The 22,215-nt window shown below is 40.3% G+C and carries 17 protein-coding genes; 2 read left to right on the forward strand and 15 right to left on the reverse strand.

The window, feature by feature from the left end:
* Positions 1–31: 31 nt before the first annotated feature.
* The 15 genes from BLV53_RS06950 to BLV53_RS07020 form a co-directional block, all read right to left on the reverse strand.
* Complete coding sequence (locus tag BLV53_RS06950; protein ID WP_090299075.1) at positions 32–988, reverse strand: flavodoxin family protein; 957 nt, start codon at positions 986–988, stop codon at positions 32–34.
* Between the two features lie 174 nt (positions 989–1,162).
* Entirely contained in the window at positions 1,163–3,565 is a 2,403-nt protein-coding gene (locus tag BLV53_RS06955) for a GH39 family glycosyl hydrolase (protein ID WP_090299077.1), read from the reverse strand.
* Positions 3,566–3,710: 145 nt separating this feature from the next.
* Positions 3,711–5,132 (reverse strand): MFS transporter, encoded by a 1,422-nt coding sequence (locus tag BLV53_RS06960; protein ID WP_090299079.1) that lies wholly within the window; start codon positions 5,130–5,132, stop codon positions 3,711–3,713.
* Between the two features lie 196 nt (positions 5,133–5,328).
* The gene (locus BLV53_RS06965) at positions 5,329–6,861 is read right to left on the reverse strand and encodes a bifunctional metallophosphatase/5'-nucleotidase (protein ID WP_090299082.1); all 1,533 of its coding nucleotides are present in this window, start codon (positions 6,859–6,861) and stop codon (positions 5,329–5,331) included.
* An 11-nt stretch (positions 6,862–6,872) separates the two neighbouring features.
* Entirely contained in the window at positions 6,873–7,682 is an 810-nt protein-coding gene (gene phnE / locus BLV53_RS06970; RefSeq protein WP_090299085.1) for a phosphonate ABC transporter, permease protein PhnE, read from the reverse strand.
* Between the two features lie 12 nt (positions 7,683–7,694).
* Positions 7,695–8,519, reverse strand: coding sequence for a phosphonate ABC transporter, permease protein PhnE (phnE, locus tag BLV53_RS06975; protein ID WP_090299088.1), 825 nt, complete (start codon positions 8,517–8,519; stop codon positions 7,695–7,697).
* A gap of 4 nt (positions 8,520–8,523) precedes the next feature.
* The gene (phnC, locus tag BLV53_RS06980; protein WP_090299091.1) at positions 8,524–9,297 is read right to left on the reverse strand and encodes a phosphonate ABC transporter ATP-binding protein; all 774 of its coding nucleotides are present in this window, start codon (positions 9,295–9,297) and stop codon (positions 8,524–8,526) included.
* A gap of 85 nt (positions 9,298–9,382) precedes the next feature.
* On the reverse strand, positions 9,383–10,450 hold the full coding sequence (locus tag BLV53_RS06985) for a phosphate/phosphite/phosphonate ABC transporter substrate-binding protein (protein ID WP_090299094.1): 1,068 nt from the start codon (positions 10,448–10,450) through the stop codon (positions 9,383–9,385).
* A 222-nt stretch (positions 10,451–10,672) separates the two neighbouring features.
* The gene (locus BLV53_RS06990; protein ID WP_090299096.1) at positions 10,673–11,743 is read right to left on the reverse strand and encodes a Gfo/Idh/MocA family protein; all 1,071 of its coding nucleotides are present in this window, start codon (positions 11,741–11,743) and stop codon (positions 10,673–10,675) included.
* 209 nt (positions 11,744–11,952) lie between these two features.
* Positions 11,953–14,361: a GH39 family glycosyl hydrolase gene (locus tag BLV53_RS06995; RefSeq protein WP_090299099.1), complete on the reverse strand. Its 2,409-nt coding sequence runs from the start codon at positions 14,359–14,361 to the stop codon at positions 11,953–11,955.
* 161 nt (positions 14,362–14,522) lie between these two features.
* On the reverse strand, positions 14,523–15,578 hold the full coding sequence (locus BLV53_RS07000) for a sugar phosphate isomerase/epimerase family protein (protein ID WP_090299103.1): 1,056 nt from the start codon (positions 15,576–15,578) through the stop codon (positions 14,523–14,525).
* Between the two features lie 17 nt (positions 15,579–15,595).
* Positions 15,596–15,988, reverse strand: coding sequence for a C-glycoside deglycosidase beta subunit domain-containing protein (locus BLV53_RS07005; RefSeq protein ID WP_090299106.1), 393 nt, complete (start codon positions 15,986–15,988; stop codon positions 15,596–15,598).
* 315 nt (positions 15,989–16,303) lie between these two features.
* Positions 16,304–17,752: an FAD-dependent oxidoreductase gene (locus BLV53_RS07010; RefSeq protein WP_090299108.1), complete on the reverse strand. Its 1,449-nt coding sequence runs from the start codon at positions 17,750–17,752 to the stop codon at positions 16,304–16,306.
* A 246-nt stretch (positions 17,753–17,998) separates the two neighbouring features.
* The gene (locus BLV53_RS07015; RefSeq protein WP_090299111.1) at positions 17,999–19,105 is read right to left on the reverse strand and encodes an NADH-ubiquinone oxidoreductase-F iron-sulfur binding region domain-containing protein; all 1,107 of its coding nucleotides are present in this window, start codon (positions 19,103–19,105) and stop codon (positions 17,999–18,001) included.
* On the reverse strand, positions 19,105–21,228 hold the full coding sequence (locus BLV53_RS07020) for an FAD-dependent oxidoreductase (RefSeq protein WP_090299114.1): 2,124 nt from the start codon (positions 21,226–21,228) through the stop codon (positions 19,105–19,107). Before BLV53_RS07020 ends, BLV53_RS07015 begins: the two co-directional genes overlap by 1 nt.
* A 308-nt stretch (positions 21,229–21,536) precedes the next feature.
* Here BLV53_RS07020 and BLV53_RS07025 point away from each other — a divergent pair, with 308 nt between their 5' ends.
* Positions 21,537–21,914: a diacylglycerol kinase family protein gene (locus BLV53_RS07025; protein WP_090299118.1), complete on the forward strand. Its 378-nt coding sequence runs from the start codon at positions 21,537–21,539 to the stop codon at positions 21,912–21,914.
* 18 nt (positions 21,915–21,932) lie between these two features.
* Positions 21,933–22,214 carry a phasin family protein gene (locus tag BLV53_RS07030; RefSeq protein ID WP_090299121.1) on the forward strand — a complete coding sequence of 94 codons (282 nt, stop codon included), beginning with the start codon at positions 21,933–21,935 and terminating at the stop codon, positions 22,212–22,214.
* The last annotated feature ends 1 nt before the right edge of the window (position 22,215 follow it).

Below are 22,215 nucleotides of genomic sequence, written 5' to 3' on the forward strand. Positions count from 1 at the left end.
CAAGTGGGTTGCACACTGTGCAACGCTTAAGTTAGTCCCAATGTAAATCGAAATTTTTGTACTTCTCCATCATCACCGGCAATGTGTCTTTGTTGGCTTGGAGTTTAGGGACGCAGACGGTGATCATGTTTTGGATTTCGTTGTAGTGCTCGTAGATTCCTGGAATTGTGTTACGAGCTCTATTCTTCTGCTCTTCAGAAAACTCTACTGTTACCTTATCCCCATCTACAGAGAGCTTTCCATAAATACCACAGATTGGGCACTCAACTGTTGTTGTGCCATTCATTGAAAGAAGTGGATTGTGGCAAACTGGGCAAACGCCTTCATCGCCAACCCATGTATCTACCTCATCATATGGCTTGCCCAAAGATTCAGCTACAGCTGTACCAAGGTCTGCACACTTCTTCATAAGGTCCTTGTCAAATAATGGATGACCTGTACGTCCCTGATCATATGCATCTACGTGACCTACGCACTTCATGCAGAATGAGAATGAGAATAGATCAAGCATTGGAAGTCCAAGCGCTACCCAGTTGTGTGTCTGAGCACCACCAACTGAAATGTAACCTACATATCTGTCCTTGAAATATCTCTCATCAAGGAGTGGCTTGCCAGCTTCGGCACGCTTTTTGTTTTCCTCTAAAAGAGCTGCTCTATCGTGTGATGGACCAAATCTGTCTACAAAGTTTTTGAATTGACCAACGATACCTACAGCATAAACTGGAGCACCGATGATGATTCCGTCTGCCTCTAAGCACTTCTCCTCAAGGATTGAATAATCATCCTTCATACAGCAGTGGATTTCCACGTCTCCCTTATCTCTGCAGCGGCTGCAATAATCGCAAGCTCTGCAATGTCCGATGTTAAGTCTTACTGTATTGATAAACTCTACTTCTGCCCCTGCAGCCTTTGCAGCGAAGAGAGCCTCCTTTACCATAACATCACTTCTTTGATCGATACGACCAAAAGAAATACCTAATACCTTCATTACTTTCTCCTTTCACCCTTTCGAATGTTATGTGAACATTTTATGTCTAAATGCTGTTTCTTACTTTATCCATTTTGGCATGTATTATTTCCTAAAAATGCACCCCGACAAAGTATAGAAAAAGGCAGGACAAAAATCATACTATAATTTTTGTCCTGCCAAAATTTGCAAATATCAATCATAATTAAATTGGTATTTTATCTCTATAAATCTTACCTCTGAGGCTCTTAGAATATACTCTATCTCAAGCTTTCCGTCATTAACCTCTATCTGCTGCATCTCCATATTTGGATTGGCATGTTGTTTGATAAACTGGATTTCCTCACTCTCCATAGAGTTGGAAAGATTCAATCTCTTCCACAAATCCTGAACGCTACCGTATTCAGGATTTATGTAATAGGTCTTCACCTGATAGGTGCCATTTTGAACATTGTCCAGTCTAAAATTCAGCTGTAAATCTTCCGCATCCTCAAGGTAGTGCTCAATATCCTTTATCTGAATCATATCCTCATCTATATCTAAATATTTTTCAGACAGACCCTTGAAGTTATGACATACTATAGAAAAGCTTCCTCTTCCATTAGTGTTTAGCATGGCATTTTCATTGCGCATCAGCTCCTTTGAGTGTGCCCTGTTCATAAATTCTATTGCATAGAATGATGGCTTTTTTATTCCATCCCTTGAAATCAATCCTGCATCGCCACTTAGGAGTGTGTTTGTATCATAAAATTCTGCATACAAATCCAGACCATGCCAGTAGCTCATTACATCCACATTCCCTGCCATATCAATGTAGTTTTTCATGATGTAAGCGGCCTGATTACAGCTATCGTTCAATACATTTCTATTTGAAATAGTAAAATTCCATTCATCTAGATGAATTTCCTTTACAGAAAAATTAGCATCTGCCATTTCCTGTTTTACTATTGTTATCTGATTGATAAGATAATTCTTATCTAGAGACTTCTTTCCATATGTATTATCACCATCTGTAAAAGACACATATTGATATGAGTTAAAGGATATGTAATCTGGTTGTATTTCTCTTTTTCGCCAGATAGCAAATACTGCCTTTGACAGTTCATTTTCATATCCAAGCACCAGTCCTGGACCACCAATTCTAATGTCCTCACTGATATTTTTAAAGGTGGTATAAATCATATCGAAATACTTGTAATACTCACCATCAGCTCGTCCAATATGAAGCTTTGGATTGTTCCAGAATTCAAAATACCATTTTTCGATTTCTTCTATGCCATAGCGATTTACCAGATGGATCCCTAAATCCTTTATAAGCTCTTTATAGAAATCGTACTCAAATGGCTGCTCATCCTTCAGCTCATTAATATAGCGCTCCGGCCCATACATAAAAAGTGTAGGCTTCTGCCCCAACTCCATGTAGACCTTTATATCATTATCATTTAAAAAATCAAGAACATTATCAAGCTTATGAAAGCTATGCTTGCCGCCATCCCTGATGCACACTTCATCAGCAAATACGTTCCATACCCTCACATGGGTGATGCCAAGCTTATTCTTTAGCTCCAAAAGCTGTTCCTGGGCTTCTTGTTGTAGCAGCATGTAGATATTTCCAATATTAATAACTCTGGTTTTGTCCACGTAGCTCTTTTTATATTCTGTGGCATCCACCTCGATTAGTTTTTTGTTAGCTGCAAAATGAGCTTCGTGTGCCTCCTCGTTTTCAATAAATGAAATAATCTGCTTCTTACCCTGCTCATCAGCCTGTAAAATGGCATTCTGCTGTTTTCTATTTTCGTAATTTTTTCTGTATTCGCCAGGTGATACATTAAATACCTTTTTGAAGGATTTATTGAAGGCTGCAGACGTGCTAAAGCCATTATCCATAGCTATATGAGTCAAACTTTTATTAGTGTAAATCAACTCATCCACCGCATGGAAAAGACGAATGTTGTTCAGATAATCCACAAAGGTCATGCCAAATTTCTTTTTTATATACTTTGACAAATAAGCAGGTGTTAAAAACATCTGATCTGCCAGATCATTAAGACTTATGGCCGCCTGATAATGTCCCTGAATATAGCTTTGTATTTCACTTATGCGCTCTTTTTCAGCATCATTATCAAAGAGAATTCTGGCTTCATCTGTTTTTACCATGAAATTGGCAATGAGGATATGAAGCATCTCATAATACAATGCCTGCAGATAGCAGTTGTCATGTTGCCCTTTGGCATAGTAATAGCGGATGATTTCTTTCATCTGATGTCTCAGCTTGTCGTAGGCTGAATTTTTATCAACCGCAGAATTGCATAAAAACAGCATCTGGGTAGTGCCCACAGTCTGAGACAAAAGATAATAATCGATTGCAAATCTAATAGCCAAAAGATTTCCGGAGTTTTCAAATTTATGACGCTTATTTGAGTTAATAAGAATCATATCCTCCTTTTTCAGATTATAGATTTTGTCATCAATAACCACATCCACTGAGCCTGAAAGAACATAAAGCATATCTATATTCTGATGATAGTGCTGCTCCCTTGGCTCACTGTTTGATTCATGAATAATATTAAATTCCACAATTTCTCTAATCTTTTCCATAGTATCATTTTATCTAAAATTTTTTAGTTTTTCTCTAGTTATAATTACCGAATAAGCCTAATACCTTGCATAATTAATTAAGCGCAAATGTTTTTGTGCAACAAAAGAGCCCTGCCAGTTGCAGAGCTCTTGAATATTCATTATTTTATTTTTCTGCTGTTATGCAACGCTTTCCATTTTCAAGGTCTGTTCTGATTTCCTCAACCTTTGCTGGTGTAAGCTTATAGAATAACATTGGAATAAGTGAAATTACACCAATTACAAATGGAAGAAGGTTTACAACCGCGTTGATACCCTGTCTAGCAGCTTCTGTCTGCTCTGCATTTGGAACATATCCAACTGCTGCAAGAAGAAGAACACCTGCTGAACCGCAGATAGCTGTTGCAATCTTAACACCAAATGAAAGCATTGATGCAGCAACACCTTCCTGACGACGACCAAGCTTCCAGTCACCATACTCAAGTGAATCACCTACAAGACCATAGCAAACACCTGAAGCTGAGTTACAGAAACCACATACTGCAGAGATAGCAAGAAGTGTTGGGATTCCTGAATTTGGAAGAAGGAACATAGCAAGGAATCCAACGTTCATTACCATCTGAAGGATGATGAGGTAGCCCTTCTTAGTGAAGGTGTTTGTTCCCCATGGAAGGAATAAGCTACCAACAAGCTGTGCAATAGTCATTACTGTAAAGAATGTTGCAATGTGCATGAAATCACCAACTACATAAATGATGTAGAATGTGAGAAGTCCCATACGACCTGAAACGCAGATTGTACCAAGAACTGTTGCAAGAACTACCATAAGAAGCTGATCGTTCTTTACGATTTCCTTAAGAGCGCCGACGAAGCCAAGCTTTTCTGTATTGCCCTTGTTAGCGTGAAGCTGCTCTGTAAATTTTTCCTTGCAGATGAATCCGCAAATAAGGAAAGGAATAATAAGAGCCACTGCCATGATAATAGCAAATCTGAAATATCCCTGTGCATCAGCTGCCTCAACACCTGGATGAGAAAGCTTTAAAAGTGTTGGAGCTGCTACGATTGAAAGCACGATACCGATAACAGATGCACCTACGTTACGGCTTGTAGCAAGGAACATTCTCTGTCTTGAATCAATAGCGATAACGTTCTGAAGTGCCTGGTAAGCAATAGATGCTGCTGTGTATGCCATACCTGTACCAATGTAGCAAAGTAAGCAAACGATAACCTTTGCAATACCCTGCATTGGCCATACAGTAAATGTCAAAACATTAAAAATAGCTAAGAATGGTGGTGCAAAGAAGATGTAAGGACGGAAACGACCCCATCTTGTATTGGTTCTGTCCGCTATAGAACCCATCATTGGATCATTGATTGCATCCCAAACTCTGGCAATCAACATAATCAACGAAATTGCCGAAGCTGTAAGTCCAACAATATCTGTGTAAAATAATGTCAGATAGTTGTTGATCATGTACCAAGACATCTGACATCCCACTTCACCGAAAGCATAGCCAACAGCAAGCTTTGGATCTGTTCTTTTGGATGTTGTAGCTGCTGTTGCAGCCTGGATTGAAACATCGCTCATAATAAATAACCTCCCTAAACATTTTGTACTGAGTTGTTATTATAGTAACAAGCGTTCCTTTAACCCACTTTTAAAAAAAAAGGGTTTTCTAGTAAATTTTTGCGGGAAATCTTGAAAAAAAATGTGCCTGCAACAAATTAAACAAATCGTTGCAGGCGTCATGTTGCATAAAATATTTAATACACAGATTGTGTATTTAGTAAACAATACTAAATTTGTTATTAACGATTTCCTTTACAGGACTATTTTTTCTGATGAAATTGATTACTAAGTCTGGCATTTCATCTGAATAGCTACGTGCCAGTGGAGCCTTACCGATACATTCATATCCACCTGTACCTGTGGCACGATAGTTGCTTGTTGACAGGGTGTAGGTTTCAGTATCTGAAAGCTCTGTTCCATCAAGCTTTTTAAGTGTAACTACTCTATCCCCTACAGGGCGTGTTATGTCAAATGTATATTCTAATCCAGCATAGAAATCATAGTTGTAATGCTCTACCTTTGGCTCTAAAAATACATTTGAAATCTTTACTTCATTTGTAGCTACATCATAATCAAAATACTCGGCACATCTTTCAAGCGCTTCTTTTAATACAGCTTTTGTAACCTGCTTTACTTCTACGGTATTTGCAAATTGATAAATGCCAAGCACGTCTCTTACTGTAATATCCTTTTTAAGTCCTAGTGGATCATTTGCCAGGCTTGTACAAGAAAAATCTGCACCAGTAAAATCCAGCTGCACCTGATTAAAAATGGCTGCCACTTTACTGCCATTAACAGCAGCATCAAGCTTTGACTCTGGTGCTATTTCCTGCTCCAAAGAACCGATTGGCTGATCCAGCCATATCTCTACCGCGTCCGTCAAATCATCCATGAAGTCATGCTCATCTATGATATAGGTAAGTCTTTCTTCATCAGGGTTAACATCTACAAGCTCTGAGGAAATTGAATATCCCTCAGCTACCTTTTCAATCTGCAGCTGACAGAATTTGATGCCATTTGCAGGTGGCTGTACGCCGTGGGTGCCCTCTATTTCAGCCGCCTCAACCGGCATGTGCTGATGACCAGATAATATAATATCAAAGCCTAGCTCTCTGGAAATCTTGCAGGCCTGATTTTCAGTGGTATCAGAAAGTAGCTTACCTGAATTTAAATCCTCTTCAAAACCACCGTGATAAATACATACTGTAATATCACATTGGTCCTTTAAAAGCTCATACTCTTCTTTAAGGACATCCATAGGCTCAAGCACTGTGAGAAGTTCAAGGTTGGCTGGCTGTTCCCACACATTAACATAGCCTGTAACAGCTCCGGTAATACCTACCTTTGTGCCATCTGCCATTGTGTGAATCACATGCTTTTTAATATCAAGCTTGCCACCCTTGTCGATAACATTGGCACAAACCAATGTGGCATTCATGCTGGAAGCATAATCAACTATTGCGTCATATCCAAAGTTGAAATCATGATTTCCCAATGTGTAATAATCAAGTCCAAGCTCATTAAAGCCTTCTGCCATTGGATGAAACTCATATTCATCCCTGTGCTCTAAATAGTATGTCATAAGTGGTGTGCCCTGAAGTGAATCACCACCATCTATAATCAATGTATTATCATCTTTTTTCACCTGTGAAGAGATGCAAAAAAGCCCTGAATTCTCAGGGCAGTTTTTTGCATAATTTACTGGAAATAGATGACCATGAGTATCTGATGTAAATAAGATACGCATAAGCTCCTCCTTTAACCTCTAGTAAGCTTTGTTCTAATCTTTGTTGAGATGTACTCAATAATAAGAATCAATATAATCAATCCAGCAAGGATTGCTCCTGCCTCGTTCCATCTGTATGCATTCATTGCAAAGATAAGTGGAGCACCAAAACCACCGGCACCAACCAAACCAAGAATTGTAGCATCTCTAAGGTTAATGTCGAAACGATAGATGGCTGTTGATGCAAAGTTTGGCATAAGCTGTGGCAAAATACCATAGCGAATCTTCTGCCATGTGCTGCAGCCTGCTGCATCTAAAGACTCGATAACATGAACATCCAAATCCTCGATAGCTTCTGTGTACATTTTAGTAATCATACCTACTGAGCAAACACCCATTGTAAGAAGACCGGCAAAAGCACCTGGGCCTGTTACACGGATAAACATAAGACCATACACAAATGCTGGTATTGTACGAATGGCCATAAGAATCATACGTCCGATAAATGCTATAGGCTTTGGAACTAAGTTTGCTGCTGAAACAAATGCAAGTGGAATGGAAATAATAGCACCCACGATTGTGCCAAGAAAAGCGATACAAATTGTTTCAAGCATCAAATAAGGTACGCCTGTTGTGGAAAAGTTAAACAAAAATCCAAGGTCTGGTGTAAAAAGTCCCTTGATGATATTCCATGCAATTGCGTTGCTGCCTTCTGCTGCACCTGTAGCTTCTACTGCACTGCAGCTCCAAGCAATAAGGGCAAGTGTGATAACAGCTACACATGTATTGTAGACCCAATTCTTAGGTCGTTTTTCATAAGCTTGTTCTATTCTACTATTCATTACTACCCTCCATTAAACCAATTTCTTACGGAAATATCTGCTGATTGATTCAATGATAAATACCGTAACGAAGAGAGCTATAAGAATCATACCAACACTTGGATAATCTCTCCAAGAGATACGCTCGTTAAGGATAATACCGATACCACCGGCACCTACATAACCAAGCACTGCTGCGTATCTAACGTTACCTTCGAAGTTGAAAAGGCAGTTAGATAAGAAGAATGGAAGTACCTGTGGGATAATGGCTGTGATGAACGCCATAGAACGGGTTGAACCCATAGCTTCCATAGCCTCAAAGGCGCCCATATCTACTGTTTCGATTTCCTCGTATGTAAGCTTTCCAATGTAGGCAAATGAGAAAACTGCAATTGAAATAGTACCTGCAAGTGTACCAAAACCAACAATAAGTGTTGCAACAAGAGCTGTAACGATGGTAGGAATTGTTCTAACGATACTGAAGAACAATCTTACAACAGAAACCACTACTTTGTTACGGCACACATTTGTGCTGGCAAGCATTGCAAAAGGCACTGCCAAAAGTGAGCCTACAAGTGAACCAAGAAGTGACATTTTGATTGTGTCAAAAATTGGTCCCCAAACGTAATCCATAAACTCAAGTCTAGGAGATTTGAACATATCACCAAGGATTACGAAAAACTCTCCTATTCTCTGGGCTAAAACTGCCATGTTAAAGCCTGTTATTTTAACTGACAAAATGCACATTGCCAAAACGATAATCGCATAAACAGGGCCGCGAGATGCTTTCTTCTCTACGGATTTGCCATTAGGCAATGTGTAAACGTGAGGCTTAAAAACCTTATCATATATACTCATGCGTTTACTCCTCTTCTTCCTGTACGTTACCCTCGGCATCTACTCTGCCATTATATATATTTGTCAGAACCTCCTGTGTAACTTCACTGGCAGGTCCATCATAAACAATTTCACCAGCTCTAATACCAACTACTCTGTTAGCATATTTAAGAGCTAAATCAACGTGGTGTATATTAATTAAAATAGAAATGTTCATGTCCTCGTTGATTTTCTTGAAATCATCCATTACCTGGTTAGCAGTTACTGGATCAAGTGCAGCAACTGGTTCATCAGCAAGGATGATTGCAGGATTCTGAGCAAGTGTTCTGGCAAGAGCTACTCTCTGCTGCTGTCCACCTGAAAGCTGGTCAGCACGAACAAAAGCCTTATCCAAGATTCCGACTTTATCAAGACACTGAAGTGCCTGTAACTTTTCTTCTTTTGTGTAAATTCCAAATACTGATCTGTACCATGGCATATCTGGCACAAGTGCAGTAAGTACATTTTTAATAACTGTAGTTCTAGTAATCAAATTGAATGATTGGAATATCATTCCGATTTTTCTTCTGAAGCGTCTGAGCTGCTTTCCTGAAAGTGACATAACATCAACGTCATCTACTGTAAGCTTTCCACTTGTTACATCATGCATTCTGTTGATTGTACGGATAAGTGTTGACTTACCTGCACCTGAAAGACCAATAATAGCAACAAATTCGCCCTGCTCAATTTCGAGATTGACGTGCTTTAACCCCTCAAAACCATTAGGATATTTTTTTCCAACATCTTCAAATTTAATCATTTAATAACTCCTGTTCTTTTTCAAAAAAAAGGAAGATACCGAAATATCTTCCTTTAATAGTTCGATTATTCGAATAAATAAAACATTATTGTAATGACATAATAAGCTCTTGAGCTTTTCTCTCTGAGTCGTAATCCTCTGACTTAGCTTCAACGTAACCATTGTGGCTGTAGATAGAGATTACTTCCTTACCAGCATCTGTGTTACCGATGTTGATGAATGCCTTTGAAAGGGCTGCCTTGAAAGCATCGTCCATGATAGGAGATGACTTGCTTACGCTGATTGTATCGTTGTAGATACCATCTGTTACACCAATAACATTTGTCTCATCCCAGATGCTTGCGCTTCTGCCGTACTCTGATGTCCATTTATCCTCGTTGTCGCGTCTAGCGTCAGCGTATGTAACAAGTACATCTACCTGACCTGATGCAAGTCTTGAGAATGCAGTACCATAGTTGTCTGATAATGCTGTATGTGAAAGATCTGTAATGTGCTTTCTATACTTGTCCTGAAGCCAAAGTGAAGGATAAATGTATCCTGCTGGAGATGAAGAATTCATTACGCTCCAGTTAAGTCCGTCTAAATCTTCCCATGTAAGCTCTTCACCGCTGTTTACCTTTTCAGCAACAGCCTGACCAGCCTTTGAAGGGCCAGCAATGATAAGTGCTCTGTAGTATGTTACCTGATCTGAAGTAGCCTCTGTAGGCTTGTTGTCGTTCCAATCCTTTGCGCTATCGCTGTCAATTGAAAGACCATCTCTAGTTGCTGTAAGAAGTACGTCACAACCATCATCATATAATACGTATGTACCACCTGGAATAAGTCCAACGTCGATAGTTCCAGCTGCAAGGCCTTCACCTACTGCCTCAAAGCTAGTTCCAACAGTGATATCTACCTGACCAACCTCGTAACCAAGGCCTGCAAGCTCATCTGTGAGCATGTCCTTAAGTGGCTCTGTAGCTGTTACGATTTCGTCTGGCTCACGTGATGGTACGAAACCAATTGTTAATTTGTCAATTTTAACATTTTCTGAACCTGTTGTTCCTTCTGTTGTCTGTGTTGCTGTCTCTGTCTTTGAAGCATCGCTTCCGCAGCCAACGAACATTGACATTGCAACTGCACCGACAAGCATAGTAGAAATAAACTTCTTCATCTTTCCCCTCCTATAGGATATGATTATCGTTGTTATGCTACATTATAACACAGTTTTATGCAAGCACGATTTAATAACTGTTTTCATTTATATACAAAATCACAACATATATAAGAGCAACAATAGGATTTTTGTTGATAAATCCTACATCATTTACCTCAAAATTCTTTCCATAAAAAAACTTCTATATCTTAAATTACATTAAGATATAGAAGTCTTTTATTACTCAAAATCTACACTCTTACCAGTACGAGCTGACTCTCTTGCTGCTTCCATAAGTCGGAGGACACGACGTGTCTCAGGAATCTTTACAAGGAATTCTTCCTGTCCATCATATGCTCTTGCATAGTTTTCGAAATAGTTTTCATGTGTTGTATCAGCTATTGGAAGTGGCTCAGTGATAAGCTTTCCTTCTGGTGGTGGACCGAATGAACGTGTAGGGCCCGCTGCTGTCATAGTACGCTGACCTCCAACATTCTGAAGAAGGCCGTTTGTACGAACGATTGCACCCTGTGGATCAAATCCATCAAGGTAAGCTGTACCCTTGTTACCACCCATAATCCAGTGACGCTCGAACCACTTGTTGTCCATCTTATCTGTAAGGAAGTATGTACCAAGCTCAACCTCAGCCATAATTCCATTGTCAAACTTCATAAGAATCTTGAAGTAGTCATCAACCTCAAAGTTGATTACGTTTCTAACATCAGCAAATACTGACTTAATCTTTGCGCCTGGCATCATCCAGAGCATCTGGTCAAGAAGGTGAACACCCCAGTCAAAGAGCATTCCGCCGCCTTCTGCAATATATACATGCCAATCGTGCATGTTTCCGTTAAAGCCATATAAGCTACTCTTGATGCTATATACATCACCAAGTGTCTCGCTGTCGTAAACGTTCTTCATTGTGCGGAAGTCCTTATCATAACGTCTCTGATGATGAACTGTGAAGTTTACTCCGCACTCATCAACAACCTTTACCATGTCGTCAAGTTCCTCAAGGTTCATAGCAACAGGCTTTTCACAGATAATATCCTTGCCAGCACGTGCTGCCTGGATAACCAAATCATGATGCTGATTGTTGTTTGCTGCGATAAGTACAACATCCACCTCAGGATCGTTAAACATTTCTTCATTTGAAGCGTATCTCTTAATACCTTCCTTTACATCCTCAAGCTGCTTTGGGTCTTTATCTGAAATACCAACAACCTTATAGCCGTCGAGGCGTGTGAGCATTGACTCATGCTCGTGGCCCATGAAACCATGGCCGATAATACCAATCTTAATAGTTTCCATAGTGTTTTCCTTTCTCTATATATTTGTAAAAAATAAAGTCGATATCATTTATCTTGAATAAATAATACCGACTTTTTGGGTTTTGTTCTCTTATAAACTTTTCAATATCTTGTATATTGTTGCAAGTGAATTTCGCGCCCATAGTTAAGATGCAATCAAGTTGATGTATTTATTGCAGAGGGGCAACTCCCTAAAGATTCCCTCTGCTCTTAATATTCAGGGAATACGTGAAGTACACAGAATTCCTCTGCCTCTAAATCCACCTCTATTGTAAGAAGCTCACCTCGTGATCTGATGTGGGAACGAGAAAGCTCTGGCAGACATATCTCCTGAATGTATTTGATTTCACTTCTTTCAAGCTTGCTATCATTGTTAAATTTAGACCATTCATCAATGATAGAACCATGATTAGCATTTACACTTCGACGCTTTACAACGTAGCCTGCATTTTCACTGACTCCTGCAAGCTTTATAACAAGCTTTTTGTGATCCTTTGTGTCAAAGTATGACTTTGCCTCCTCAACAGTGGCCTGATTCTCAGCATCGATGAAATAGCTGGAATTGTACCAAACCAGATTGAAGCATATAATCTGATATTCGTCATCTGCCACTCTGGTAACCATATAGTTATCACCTCTGGCTATAACCTTGGTGCCCAAATGATTGAGCATCTTTATGGCATAGAAGATAGGCTTTCTGATAGTATCCTTTGATACAAGACCGCCACCGCCATTGATGATATTTCTTGCAGCGTAGGAATTGCACTGCCAATCGGTGGCAATCCATAAGCCCCAAACATCAATATCCTTGGCATACTTAACAATATTTCTTATTAACAGACAGCCTCTAAATGCACTGTCGTTAAGGTAATTGCGATTAGAGCAGGTAAGATTCCATTCGGCTACTACAAGCTTGCTTCTGTCAATATTAAGCTTGTCAAATGAACGATAAATCAAATCGATTTCTGAGCCTTCGAATTCCTTGTCCTGTGAACGAACAAATGCTGCCTTTCCACCATCTAATCCCGTAATTGGTTTTGGAACATATGGAAAAACAATGGTTGAAATAAAATCTGGTGCATATTTTTGCTGAGTAAGCTTGGTAAGTACAGCTTCAAACTCTTTTGAAGCCTCTACACTTGCGCCTGCACTATATCCCACCTTTGCATTAGGAGCCAAAGTCTTGACGGTTTCTGCTATGAAAGAATACACATCTACAAAATCATATCCACCATCTATATAAAAATCATCATAATTGCTGTGGAAGCCTTCCAAACCAATTTCAAAGCGCCAGTATGAGATTTCTTTTTCACCATATCTGCGTATAAGCGCTTTGAAGAACTGCTTGTACAGATTCTCCCAAACGCGCTCATCCTTGTACTTAATTCGAATATCCTCAAACCATGCTGATTCCTCTGGGTTTGTTACATTGGCATATGGTCTATTGGTGAAATCAAGCCATGGAGTAATTCTGTTTTCAACAAGGAAATCAAGTGCTTCGAAAATCATATCGAAGTTGTAATCGCCTACTGTAACACCGTCAGATACCATTGTTTTGGTATTGAATATCATCCATATTCTGGCATAGGTGAATCCAATTTCTTTAGCCAGGTACTGAATGTGGTACTGGTTATTGGCACGTAAAATATCATGGATAAAGCCTACATTTACTAGGCGATTCCAGTTACGCTTTAAATCCTCAGATTTTTTAACATCAATAAAGGCATCTACAAGTGCTTCTGGCTTGCTGTCGTCATCTGCTCGCTTATACTCAGTTTCGATTTTTTCCCTAATATCCTCATCAACGATGGTTTCCTTTGCAACCTGGCCCTTCATTTTCTGACGATATTCTGTAGGTGCCATGTTGTAGATTTCACGGAATACCTTTGTAAATGCTGATGCATTAGAGAAACCACAGTCCATGGCTATTTTAGTCATGTTCTTCTCAGTGTATAAAAGCTCATCGATGGCGTAGCGGGTACGCACCTGATTTACATATTCTGCGAAATAAGTACCGGTCTGCTTTTTAAATAGTCGGGAAAGGGTAGATGTAGAGGTGTACATCTGCTTGGCTAAATCTGAAAGGCTGATACCGTCCTGATAATTGGTATGTACATAGTGGATAATAATCTGAAGTTTTTCATCTGCATCGTAGTTTTCAGATATCTCAGTATTGGTATCATCTATCATGTAATGCTCTACCAGCTCATCTAAAAGCTTGTAAAGCATACTATAAATAAGACTTTGAGTCTTTTTTAAGGATGTAACATGCTGATAAACAATATCACGACATAAACCTATAACCCCGTCATAGGATTTTGTTTTGTCTGTGGCACTATTACAAAGGAAAAAGCTGTTTGGCTTTTTTAATATATGAACCAAAATCTGGTAATCATATTTGATAGAGCAAACAATACTTTTTTCAACAGTCTCAATACTGTGCTGGATACTGGAATTGATAACGAGAACATCGTCTCTTTCTAGCACAAAAACTGTATCCTTAAGCTTTACTTTTATACTTCCCTCGATAACATATAAAAGCTCAACATCTGTGTGCAGATGCTGAGTTTTGGCCATGTCTCTATATATGTCTACTTGAAATTGGTTATAGCTATTCATAAAACTCCTCAAAATCTAAATTACAAAAACACTTTACACAGTATAGCACAAAAGAGGAAGAAGCAAAATGCCCCTTCCTCTGAAGTATATGTTATGTATGCTTTGGCTATTCGCCGATACACTTTGCTTAGCACCAGCAAGCTGGTGTAGTATTGGCTCGCTTACTCACCAATACACTTTGCCATAGCAGCCTGGTGGCGGCGAACCTGTTCGATTGAATCTACATCGAGATCCATTCTAAGGTGCTCTCCACCTTCGTACTCTGAGCTTAAGAAGCCCTTGTAACCTGCCTTCTTAAATGCTTCGATAACTTCTGGAAGTGCTACCGCTGTCTCCTGAAGATCTTCGTGAACATTGTAGAACTTAGCATGTGTATGGAAGATATAATCGATATTGTCGATGATATCCTGTGGATCAGACCATGAGTATGTGAATGATGTACCAGCATACTCTAAGTCTGCTGGGCCGCCGCCTGCAGCCTTTACAGCATCCATCATTTCAGCCATGCCGTTTGCCATACGATATTCCATGTTGGCCTTGCCTAAATTAAGGTCATACTTAATCTTTGTGAAGCCCTTTGCTACGCGGCTTGCGTATGCGTCATCAACAATCTTTATGCACTCTTCCTTTGCGCCGTGACGACGAGCCTTGTCACGAACAACATCAGGAATGTTCTTGCAGAAGATACCCATATCTGGAATAAATCCAAAGTGCTTTGTACCTGTTCTGTTAATCATTTCCATGTAACCATCTGCCCAACCAGAGTTGAGTGAGAATGGAGCATGTACTTCAAGACCAATCTTAACACCAACCTTTTCAGCGTACTCAAGGCTGCCCTCGATTACATCCATTGGTGTTGATACAAGTGTACGGATTACAGGGAATCCAAGTAATGATGCAAGACGTAAATCACGCTCCATCATCTTAACCTGCTCTTTTAATGTAAGAGTACGGTTATCAAAAATGTGGTTCTCCAAGAATGCATCATAGCATGATGGAGTAAGATTGTACTTCTTCATCCAATCAAACCACCGGTCTCTGAAGCTCTGTGTTTCAATTGGAAGTGGAAACTGTCTAATCATCTGCTCAGCAAGAAGCTCTACACCTGTAGCTCCTGTTGCTGCTGTTTCTCTTAAGCATCCCTCTAAATCAAGCTTTCCAAGATAGAACTCGTCTTGATAGCTATAGAGAGACACACTTCTTTTAATATCGCTCATTTTTCTGTCCTCCTAAACTAAATCTCGAATTCTATATTGCAAGGTGCCTCGATAACGAATGGCATGTATGATGGAGCAATCTTCTGGATAGCTTCAATACTGTGCTTGCCATTTGAAAGGCCACCTTCCTTTAATACTGTTACTGTTGCATACTCGCCAAACTCCCAACGATATTCTGGGTCAATGACTGTTCTGCACTCTTCGAGTGTAAATGTATCTCCGTTTACTGTAAGTCTAATATCTTCTCTTTTGATGTCCTCGCCATCAACCTTAAGAATGATGTCGCGTAGAATTGAAAGAGTAAATGAACGATAGTACTGTGCCTTCCAAGCAAATGAAAAGCCTACGACTTTGCCATTTTCTTCAACATTCTTAAAGCTGGCTGGATCATATATTGGTCTTCCTGCCATTTTATATTTCCTCCTAATTTCTTTGGCTTCCCTTTAGTCCGCCGGTTACGCTATCAAGTCAGGGTATCGATTTTTGAGATCGCTTGCGCTATACTCCTCAAAAACCGACACCCAGCCTTGACAGCTACCGGCTCATCTAGGGATAAGATCTTTCTTTTAACTTTAGTTTTGTTTGTTATATAAAATCTTAGTTCTACGAGGGCTGGTAGGCTGCAATCTATATATGTCTTAAGCGAGGCATTCCTAGCCGAGTGTAGACATATATAGATTGTAGACGTAACCAGCCACACAGCCTACGTGTTAGCTAAACGCACGTTAGTCTTCGATGTACTCTGCGGCTTCCATACCTGCAATACGGCCTGTGTTAACGGCGTATCCCATTGAGTTTCCTGGAAGTAAGAACATGTATGAATCATCATAGATGTTACATGAATCAGCACCTGCTGCGTAAAGTCCTGGGATAGGCATAAAGTCTTTATCGCATACTTCGCAGTTTTCGTTGATGCGGATTCCACCTACGGTACCGTATCCGCCTGGATGGAATGTTCCAGCGTAGAATGGACCCTTCTTTAACTTACGAAGGTATCTGTAGTTCTTGAAGAATTCCTCATCTCTGCCTTCACAGTAATCGTTGTAATCGTCTACTGTCTCCTCAAGTACTTCTGGATCTACACCAATCATCTCAGCGAGCTCCTCGATAGTATCTGCCTTGAAGAACTGCTTAGAGCCCTTTGCAATAAGCTCATCCATCTCATCATAGAATGAAGATACGTCTGGATCTGGAGTAACAAGTGATGTTACATCAACGCCATTCTTAACGTATGACTTAACGATTGTTGAATCAACAATTGAGAATAACTTCTTATCCTTCTGGTGATTAGCAACATTTGAAAGATATGTTGTGTTCTGCATGAACTCTTCGTTCATTACACGCTTGCCAAATGCATTTACAAGAAGGTTTGGCTGTCTAAGAACGTTCTTTACAGAAGCGCCAGCTTCCTCGCCACCACCTACATCACAAGCAGACTCAATTCTAACTGGAAGGTGATCAGCACCTGCCTCCCAAGCCATCTTAAGACCATCGCCTACAAGACCTGGAATAGCAAAATTGAATACATCCTTACCAAACTCTACTCCGATTTCTTCTTTGATGAGCTCTGGGTTACATCCTGCACCACCTGTAGCGATAACAGCTGCTTTACACTCGATAGTGAATTCCTCACCATCCTTGTTTACTGCAAGAACACCACAAACCTTGCCTTCATCATCTTTAAGAATCTTCTTACCTGCTGTCTCAAGAAGTACCTTTACGCCAAGCTCCTGAGCCTTGTTAAGAAGAGCCTTATTCATGTGACCAGCTGCACGAGGTCCAATCTTGTTACCAGTCTTTACGATGTGCCATGTAGCCTCTGACTGTGGGAAGTATTTGAAAGCGCCTTCGAACTCAACGCCCATATCCTCAAGCCACTCAATAGTTTCTGCAGACTGTTCGAAATATCTCTTAACAAGTCTTGCATCTACATTGTAGTGTGTGTAATCCATGAACATGTTAAATGCTTTTTCAACAGTAACATCAATCATTTGCTCCTGCTGATATTTTGTACCAATACCAAGTGGTCCCATACCCATGTTGGCAGCACCACCAGTGATAGCTGCTTTTTCAATAACGATAACCTCTGCGCCATCCATAGCTGCCTGAACAGCTGCTGACATACCAGATGGTCCACCTGCAATAACAACCAACTGTGTCTTTAAGTTTTCCATTTCGTTGTTCTCCTTCTCTAAATAAAACCTTTCGGTCTGTTCACAATTTCTGATATTAATTTACCATCTGATGGGGATAACAACTATTTTCAGTTTCCTTAAACCTTATTCTATATTGCATTCAAATTTTCTCTCAAAAATCAGATTGCAATAAAAGATAAGCTTTTGTTGCATTGTATTTTTAACATATAGCAAAAGGCACGCCCCCGTAGTGACGCGCCTTTGTGTAATCTTTTATTTATGTAATTACCATTTTCCAACCTTAGTCTTCTTCTTTGGAAGCTTAGGAAGCTTTGTAGCTGTTTTGATACAGCCTTCGTCGCAGGCAGATACGCACTTGCCACACTGCTCGCAAAGGTCCTGATCGATAATGTGGATGAAACCATCCTTTCCTTCGATAGCATCCTCTGGGCAAGCGTCGATACAGTCACCACAGCCCTGGCATTCATCTGGATCGATGTAGTAAAGCTCTGCAGCCTTGTAGCACTTGCCACACTTGCAGGTCTTTCTCTTGATATGATCATCGAACTCATCAGGGAAAAGTGCAATAGCAGATGTAAGAGGCTTTGTCATGTTCTGGCCAAATGGACAGTATGCTCCAATACTGATAAGCTCTGAAACCTCTTTGATAAGGTCAAGGTCACCTGACTTTGCCTTGCCCGTTGTCATTTCCGTTACAATCTGTCTGAACTGGGATGTACCCTCACGACAAAGAACACACTTACCGCATGATGCGTTGTAGGCCTGGTTCATAAGCTGAACGCAAGCATCAACCATACACTCGCTGCTGTCATATACTGTGATTGAGCTGAATTTTTCTGTTGCCTCAAGCTTAAGCTCAGCTGCCTCTGCAGGAGCCATAAATGTACCCTTTAAGCCGCCAAGCAATACTGCCTTTGTTCCCTCAAGAGCGACTACCTCTCCAACTATCTGTCCAACAGTTGCCTTTTTGATTTCAGTTTTCTCGCCAACATTTACAGCAACAAATTTATCATTAAAACCGTTCTTAATTCCATAAGCAGCCTCTGGAGTTACAACTGAAACTGCCTTATCCTCATACACTGCCACGTATTCATCTTGAATCATAGGACGTGGAATGTTTCCGCCAAGTACCTGAGCCACAGAATATGGGTTGGTCAGAGTAGGTGAGCATGCGCTTGTATAGCGCACATCACCATTTAATCCCTCAACCTTTTCTCCCTCAGGAAGAAGATACATTATATCTGCATCAAGCTCTGAGGCATACTTTTCAACACCTGCAACCACCTCTGAAAGATAGTTTTTCATTAAATACATTGAAAGAGGTGCTTTTATATCATCACTAACACAACTAACAACTAATAAGTTTTTCATTACTGCTGACCTCCTTCCTCTGATATATAATCGCTCCAGAACTTCTGTGGAGAGATTTGAACACGAAGGTCACACTGTAAGCAACGACTAGCCTCACAGCCTGCCTTGCTGCAATCGAAGCCTAAATCCATAGGCTCGAAGTTTGTCTTTCTAGACTCTGAGTCTGTAACTGTTGGCTCTGTTCTGTGAGTCTTTGTAAGCTCTGGGTTCTTGCCAATGCATGGATTTGCAATCTGCTCTGGGGCAAGATTTTCCTCGATATTACCATCACCGCCAAGGAATATATCAATCTCGCTAACTGCAGCTCTTGCCTCTGCAATTGCAGCTATAACTGAACGTGTACCTGTTACTGCATCACCCGCTGCATAGACACCCTCTACAGATGTCTTATGACCATCTGCTGTGACAATGCGTCCTCTGTTGAGCTCAAGACCAAACTCCTCTGTAATATCTGGATGCTGTCCAACTGCAAAAATAACGGTATCAGCTGGGAATGTAACTGTAGAATCTGGAATACGTGTAAACTCTGGTCCCTTAGGTCCAAATTTAAGTCCCTCGATTCCTGTTACAGTAAGGCCTGTCACCTTGCCATTTTCTGATTCGATGGCATCAAATGTACGTGAGTTCTCTACGATGATTCCATCTTCCTTAGCCCAGGTAACTTCTTCTTCAGAAGCAGTCATCTTGTCAGGGGCCTCAAGACATGTCATAACTACATGCTTTGCTCCAAGACGAAGTGCAGACTCTGCACAGTCGATAGCAACGTTACCACCACCGAGAACTACTACATTTTCTCCAACTGGAAGTGGCTCATCAAGGTTGATAGAGCGTAAGAAATCAGCGTTAAGGTACACGTTTGGTAAATCATTTCCTTCTAGTGGAAGTCGGTTACCAGCGTGTGTTCCAACTGATACAAATACTGCATCATACCCCTCAGCCTTAAGCTCTGCTGCTGACTTAACATCTACACCACACTTGATTTCAACACCAATTGACTCAATCTCTGCGATTTCCTTATCAAGAACCTCGCGAGGCAATCTATATGAAGGAATACCGTATCTCATCTGGCCGCCTGCCTTTGGAAGCTTCTCGAAAATAGTAACCTCATGGCCAAGCTTCTTGAGATAATAGCCTGCTGTAAGACCTGCTGGGCCTGCACCAATGATTGCAACCTTTTTACCTGTTGCATCCTTCTGGAATGCATTTGCTTTCCAGCTTCCGTCATCCTGGCTTGCTGCAAATCTCTTAAGGTTTCTGATTGAAAGTGGTCCGTCCAAGTGCTGTCTCTTACACTGAAGCTCACAAGAGTGAACACAGATGTAGCCCAAGCATTCTGGAATAGGAGCCTTCTCGCGCACTGTTGCTGCAGCGGCTGGATAATTTCCTTCTTTAATAAATCTGATGTATTTTGGAACGTTGATATGAGCTGGGCACCCCTCGCTACATGGGACAAGTGTCATCTCACGACTTAAGCTTGGATCATCCTTGAATACTCCAACCTTGTCACGGATTGAACCAGTAGGACAAACCTCAACACAAGCGCCACAGAACTGACAGCCAGCCTCCTCAAGGCTATTACCATTGATGACAACCTTCATTCTGCCATCAACCTTTTCAAACTTAAGTGCTCCAACACCACGAAGCTCTGAACAAGCACGTACGCAGCGTCCGCAAAGGATGCAACGATACATTTCGTGAAGCATAAGTGGATTTTCTTCATTTTCAATAAGAGGTAATTTCTGCTGACGGAATTCTCTACCAGCATCACCTACGTACTGTGAAATAGAAGCAAGGTGGCACTTACCATATTTTGGACAGCCTACACACTCACTTGGGTGAGTCTTGAACATAAGCTCAACCGAAAGCTTACGAACCTTTTCAGCTGTTTCTTCTTTAGTGCTGATTACCATTCCTTCTTTAACCTTTGTTGAACAAGAAGTTATAACACCATCAACACCTTCCTGCTTTACAACGCAAAGACGACATCCACCATTTGGATGTAAATCACTATGATGGCAAAGATGTGGGATATAGATTCCGTTATCAAGAGCAGCCTCAAGGACTGTCTTTGACTCATCACATGTAATAGCCTTGCCATCGATTATCAAATTGACTGTTGCCATACTTTTAGACTCCTTCTAAATATTTGAAAACTTAAACCGAATTTTTTTTAAATCTATTTTTGACATTACTATTGTATGGCACAGGCTGATTTCACTCTTGCCATTAATTTTATTTTTTATAGAAATAAATTGCACAAGAAGATTTTACTAAAATCTCAGGTGCAACATTTCGCTTTATTTTATTGCACCTTTACAAATCACTTTTCCAGGGGATTACTCAGAACCATCCGAATTATAGAAATTGTTTTCTGAATATAGTAAAATAATCATATCAAATAACTTTCAATTACTTGCATCGGGGAACAGTTATGGAAAAGAAACAACCTCTCTTCAAAAGCTTCGGCTTTGCTTTTGAAGGAATCTTCAACACTATAAAGACAGAACGCAATATTAAAATCCATCTCTTCGCCACAATAATGGTAATTATATTTGGATTTATTCTAAATATCTCATACCTGGAATGGCTGATTTGCCTTCTTCTGTTCGGACTTATCACCTCTCTTGAGCTTGTTAATACATCCCTTGAGGCTGTAGTAGATTTGGCTACTCAGGAGCGAAAGCCTCTTGCAAAGAAAGCAAAGGACGCCGCTGCAGGAGCAGTTCTTTATTCATCGATTATTGCCGCCATCATAGGCGGAATAATATTTTTTCCAAAACTATATAACTTCATTATTAATTTAACTTAGTTACAGGAGGACTTACTTATGGCAGAAAACTTAAATCCAATCACAGATGGTGTAAAGAAATTATTATTGGCAGGCGTAGGTGCTGTTGCCCTTACTGCTGAGAAGGCTGACGAAATCGTCAATACACTTGTTGATAAAGGTGAAATCACTGTAGAACAGGGTAAGGAATTAAATCAGGAGCTGAAGCACCCCTTTAATGAAAGAAAGAACAAGTCTGGCGAAAAGGATATCGACGGCTTTGTAAATGGACTTAGTGCAGATGAATTGGCAAAACTTAAAGAGGCTTTAAAAGACAAATAAT

This window comes from Pseudobutyrivibrio sp. ACV-2 (assembly GCF_900107545.1).
In the GTDB taxonomy this organism is placed as follows: Bacteria; Bacillota; Clostridia; order Lachnospirales; family Lachnospiraceae; genus Pseudobutyrivibrio.

What these genes read in the sequence shown, in the direction of transcription:
- BLV53_RS06950 (WP_090299075.1), bottom strand. Translation starts at nt 988, where the DNA reads ATGAAGGTATTAGGTATTTCTTTTGGTCGTATCGATCAAAGAAGTGAT.
- BLV53_RS06955 (WP_090299077.1), bottom strand. Translation starts at nt 3,565, where the DNA reads ATGGAAAAGATTAGAGAAATTGTGGAATTTAATATTATTCATGAATCA.
- BLV53_RS06960 (WP_090299079.1), bottom strand. Translation starts at nt 5,132, where the DNA reads ATGAGCGATGTTTCAATCCAGGCTGCAACAGCAGCTACAACATCCAAA.
- BLV53_RS06965 (WP_090299082.1), bottom strand. Translation starts at nt 6,861, where the DNA reads ATGCGTATCTTATTTACATCAGATACTCATGGTCATCTATTTCCAGTA.
- phnE (WP_090299085.1), bottom strand. Translation starts at nt 7,682, where the DNA reads ATGAATAGTAGAATAGAACAAGCTTATGAAAAACGACCTAAGAATTGG.
- phnE (WP_090299088.1), bottom strand. Translation starts at nt 8,519, where the DNA reads ATGAGTATATATGATAAGGTTTTTAAGCCTCACGTTTACACATTGCCT.
- phnC (WP_090299091.1), bottom strand. Translation starts at nt 9,297, where the DNA reads ATGATTAAATTTGAAGATGTTGGAAAAAAATATCCTAATGGTTTTGAG.
- BLV53_RS06985 (WP_090299094.1), bottom strand. Translation starts at nt 10,450, where the DNA reads ATGAAGAAGTTTATTTCTACTATGCTTGTCGGTGCAGTTGCAATGTCA.
- BLV53_RS06990 (WP_090299096.1), bottom strand. Translation starts at nt 11,743, where the DNA reads ATGGAAACTATTAAGATTGGTATTATCGGCCATGGTTTCATGGGCCAC.
- BLV53_RS06995 (WP_090299099.1), bottom strand. Translation starts at nt 14,361, where the DNA reads ATGAATAGCTATAACCAATTTCAAGTAGACATATATAGAGACATGGCC.
- BLV53_RS07000 (WP_090299103.1), bottom strand. Translation starts at nt 15,578, where the DNA reads ATGAGCGATATTAAAAGAAGTGTGTCTCTCTATAGCTATCAAGACGAG.
- BLV53_RS07005 (WP_090299106.1), bottom strand. Translation starts at nt 15,988, where the DNA reads ATGGCAGGAAGACCAATATATGATCCAGCCAGCTTTAAGAATGTTGAA.
- BLV53_RS07010 (WP_090299108.1), bottom strand. Translation starts at nt 17,752, where the DNA reads ATGGAAAACTTAAAGACACAGTTGGTTGTTATTGCAGGTGGACCATCT.
- BLV53_RS07015 (WP_090299111.1), bottom strand. Translation starts at nt 19,105, where the DNA reads ATGAAAAACTTATTAGTTGTTAGTTGTGTTAGTGATGATATAAAAGCA.
- BLV53_RS07020 (WP_090299114.1), bottom strand. Translation starts at nt 21,228, where the DNA reads ATGGCAACAGTCAATTTGATAATCGATGGCAAGGCTATTACATGTGAT.
- BLV53_RS07025 (WP_090299118.1), top strand. Translation starts at nt 21,537, where the DNA reads ATGGAAAAGAAACAACCTCTCTTCAAAAGCTTCGGCTTTGCTTTTGAA.
- BLV53_RS07030 (WP_090299121.1), top strand. Translation starts at nt 21,933, where the DNA reads ATGGCAGAAAACTTAAATCCAATCACAGATGGTGTAAAGAAATTATTA.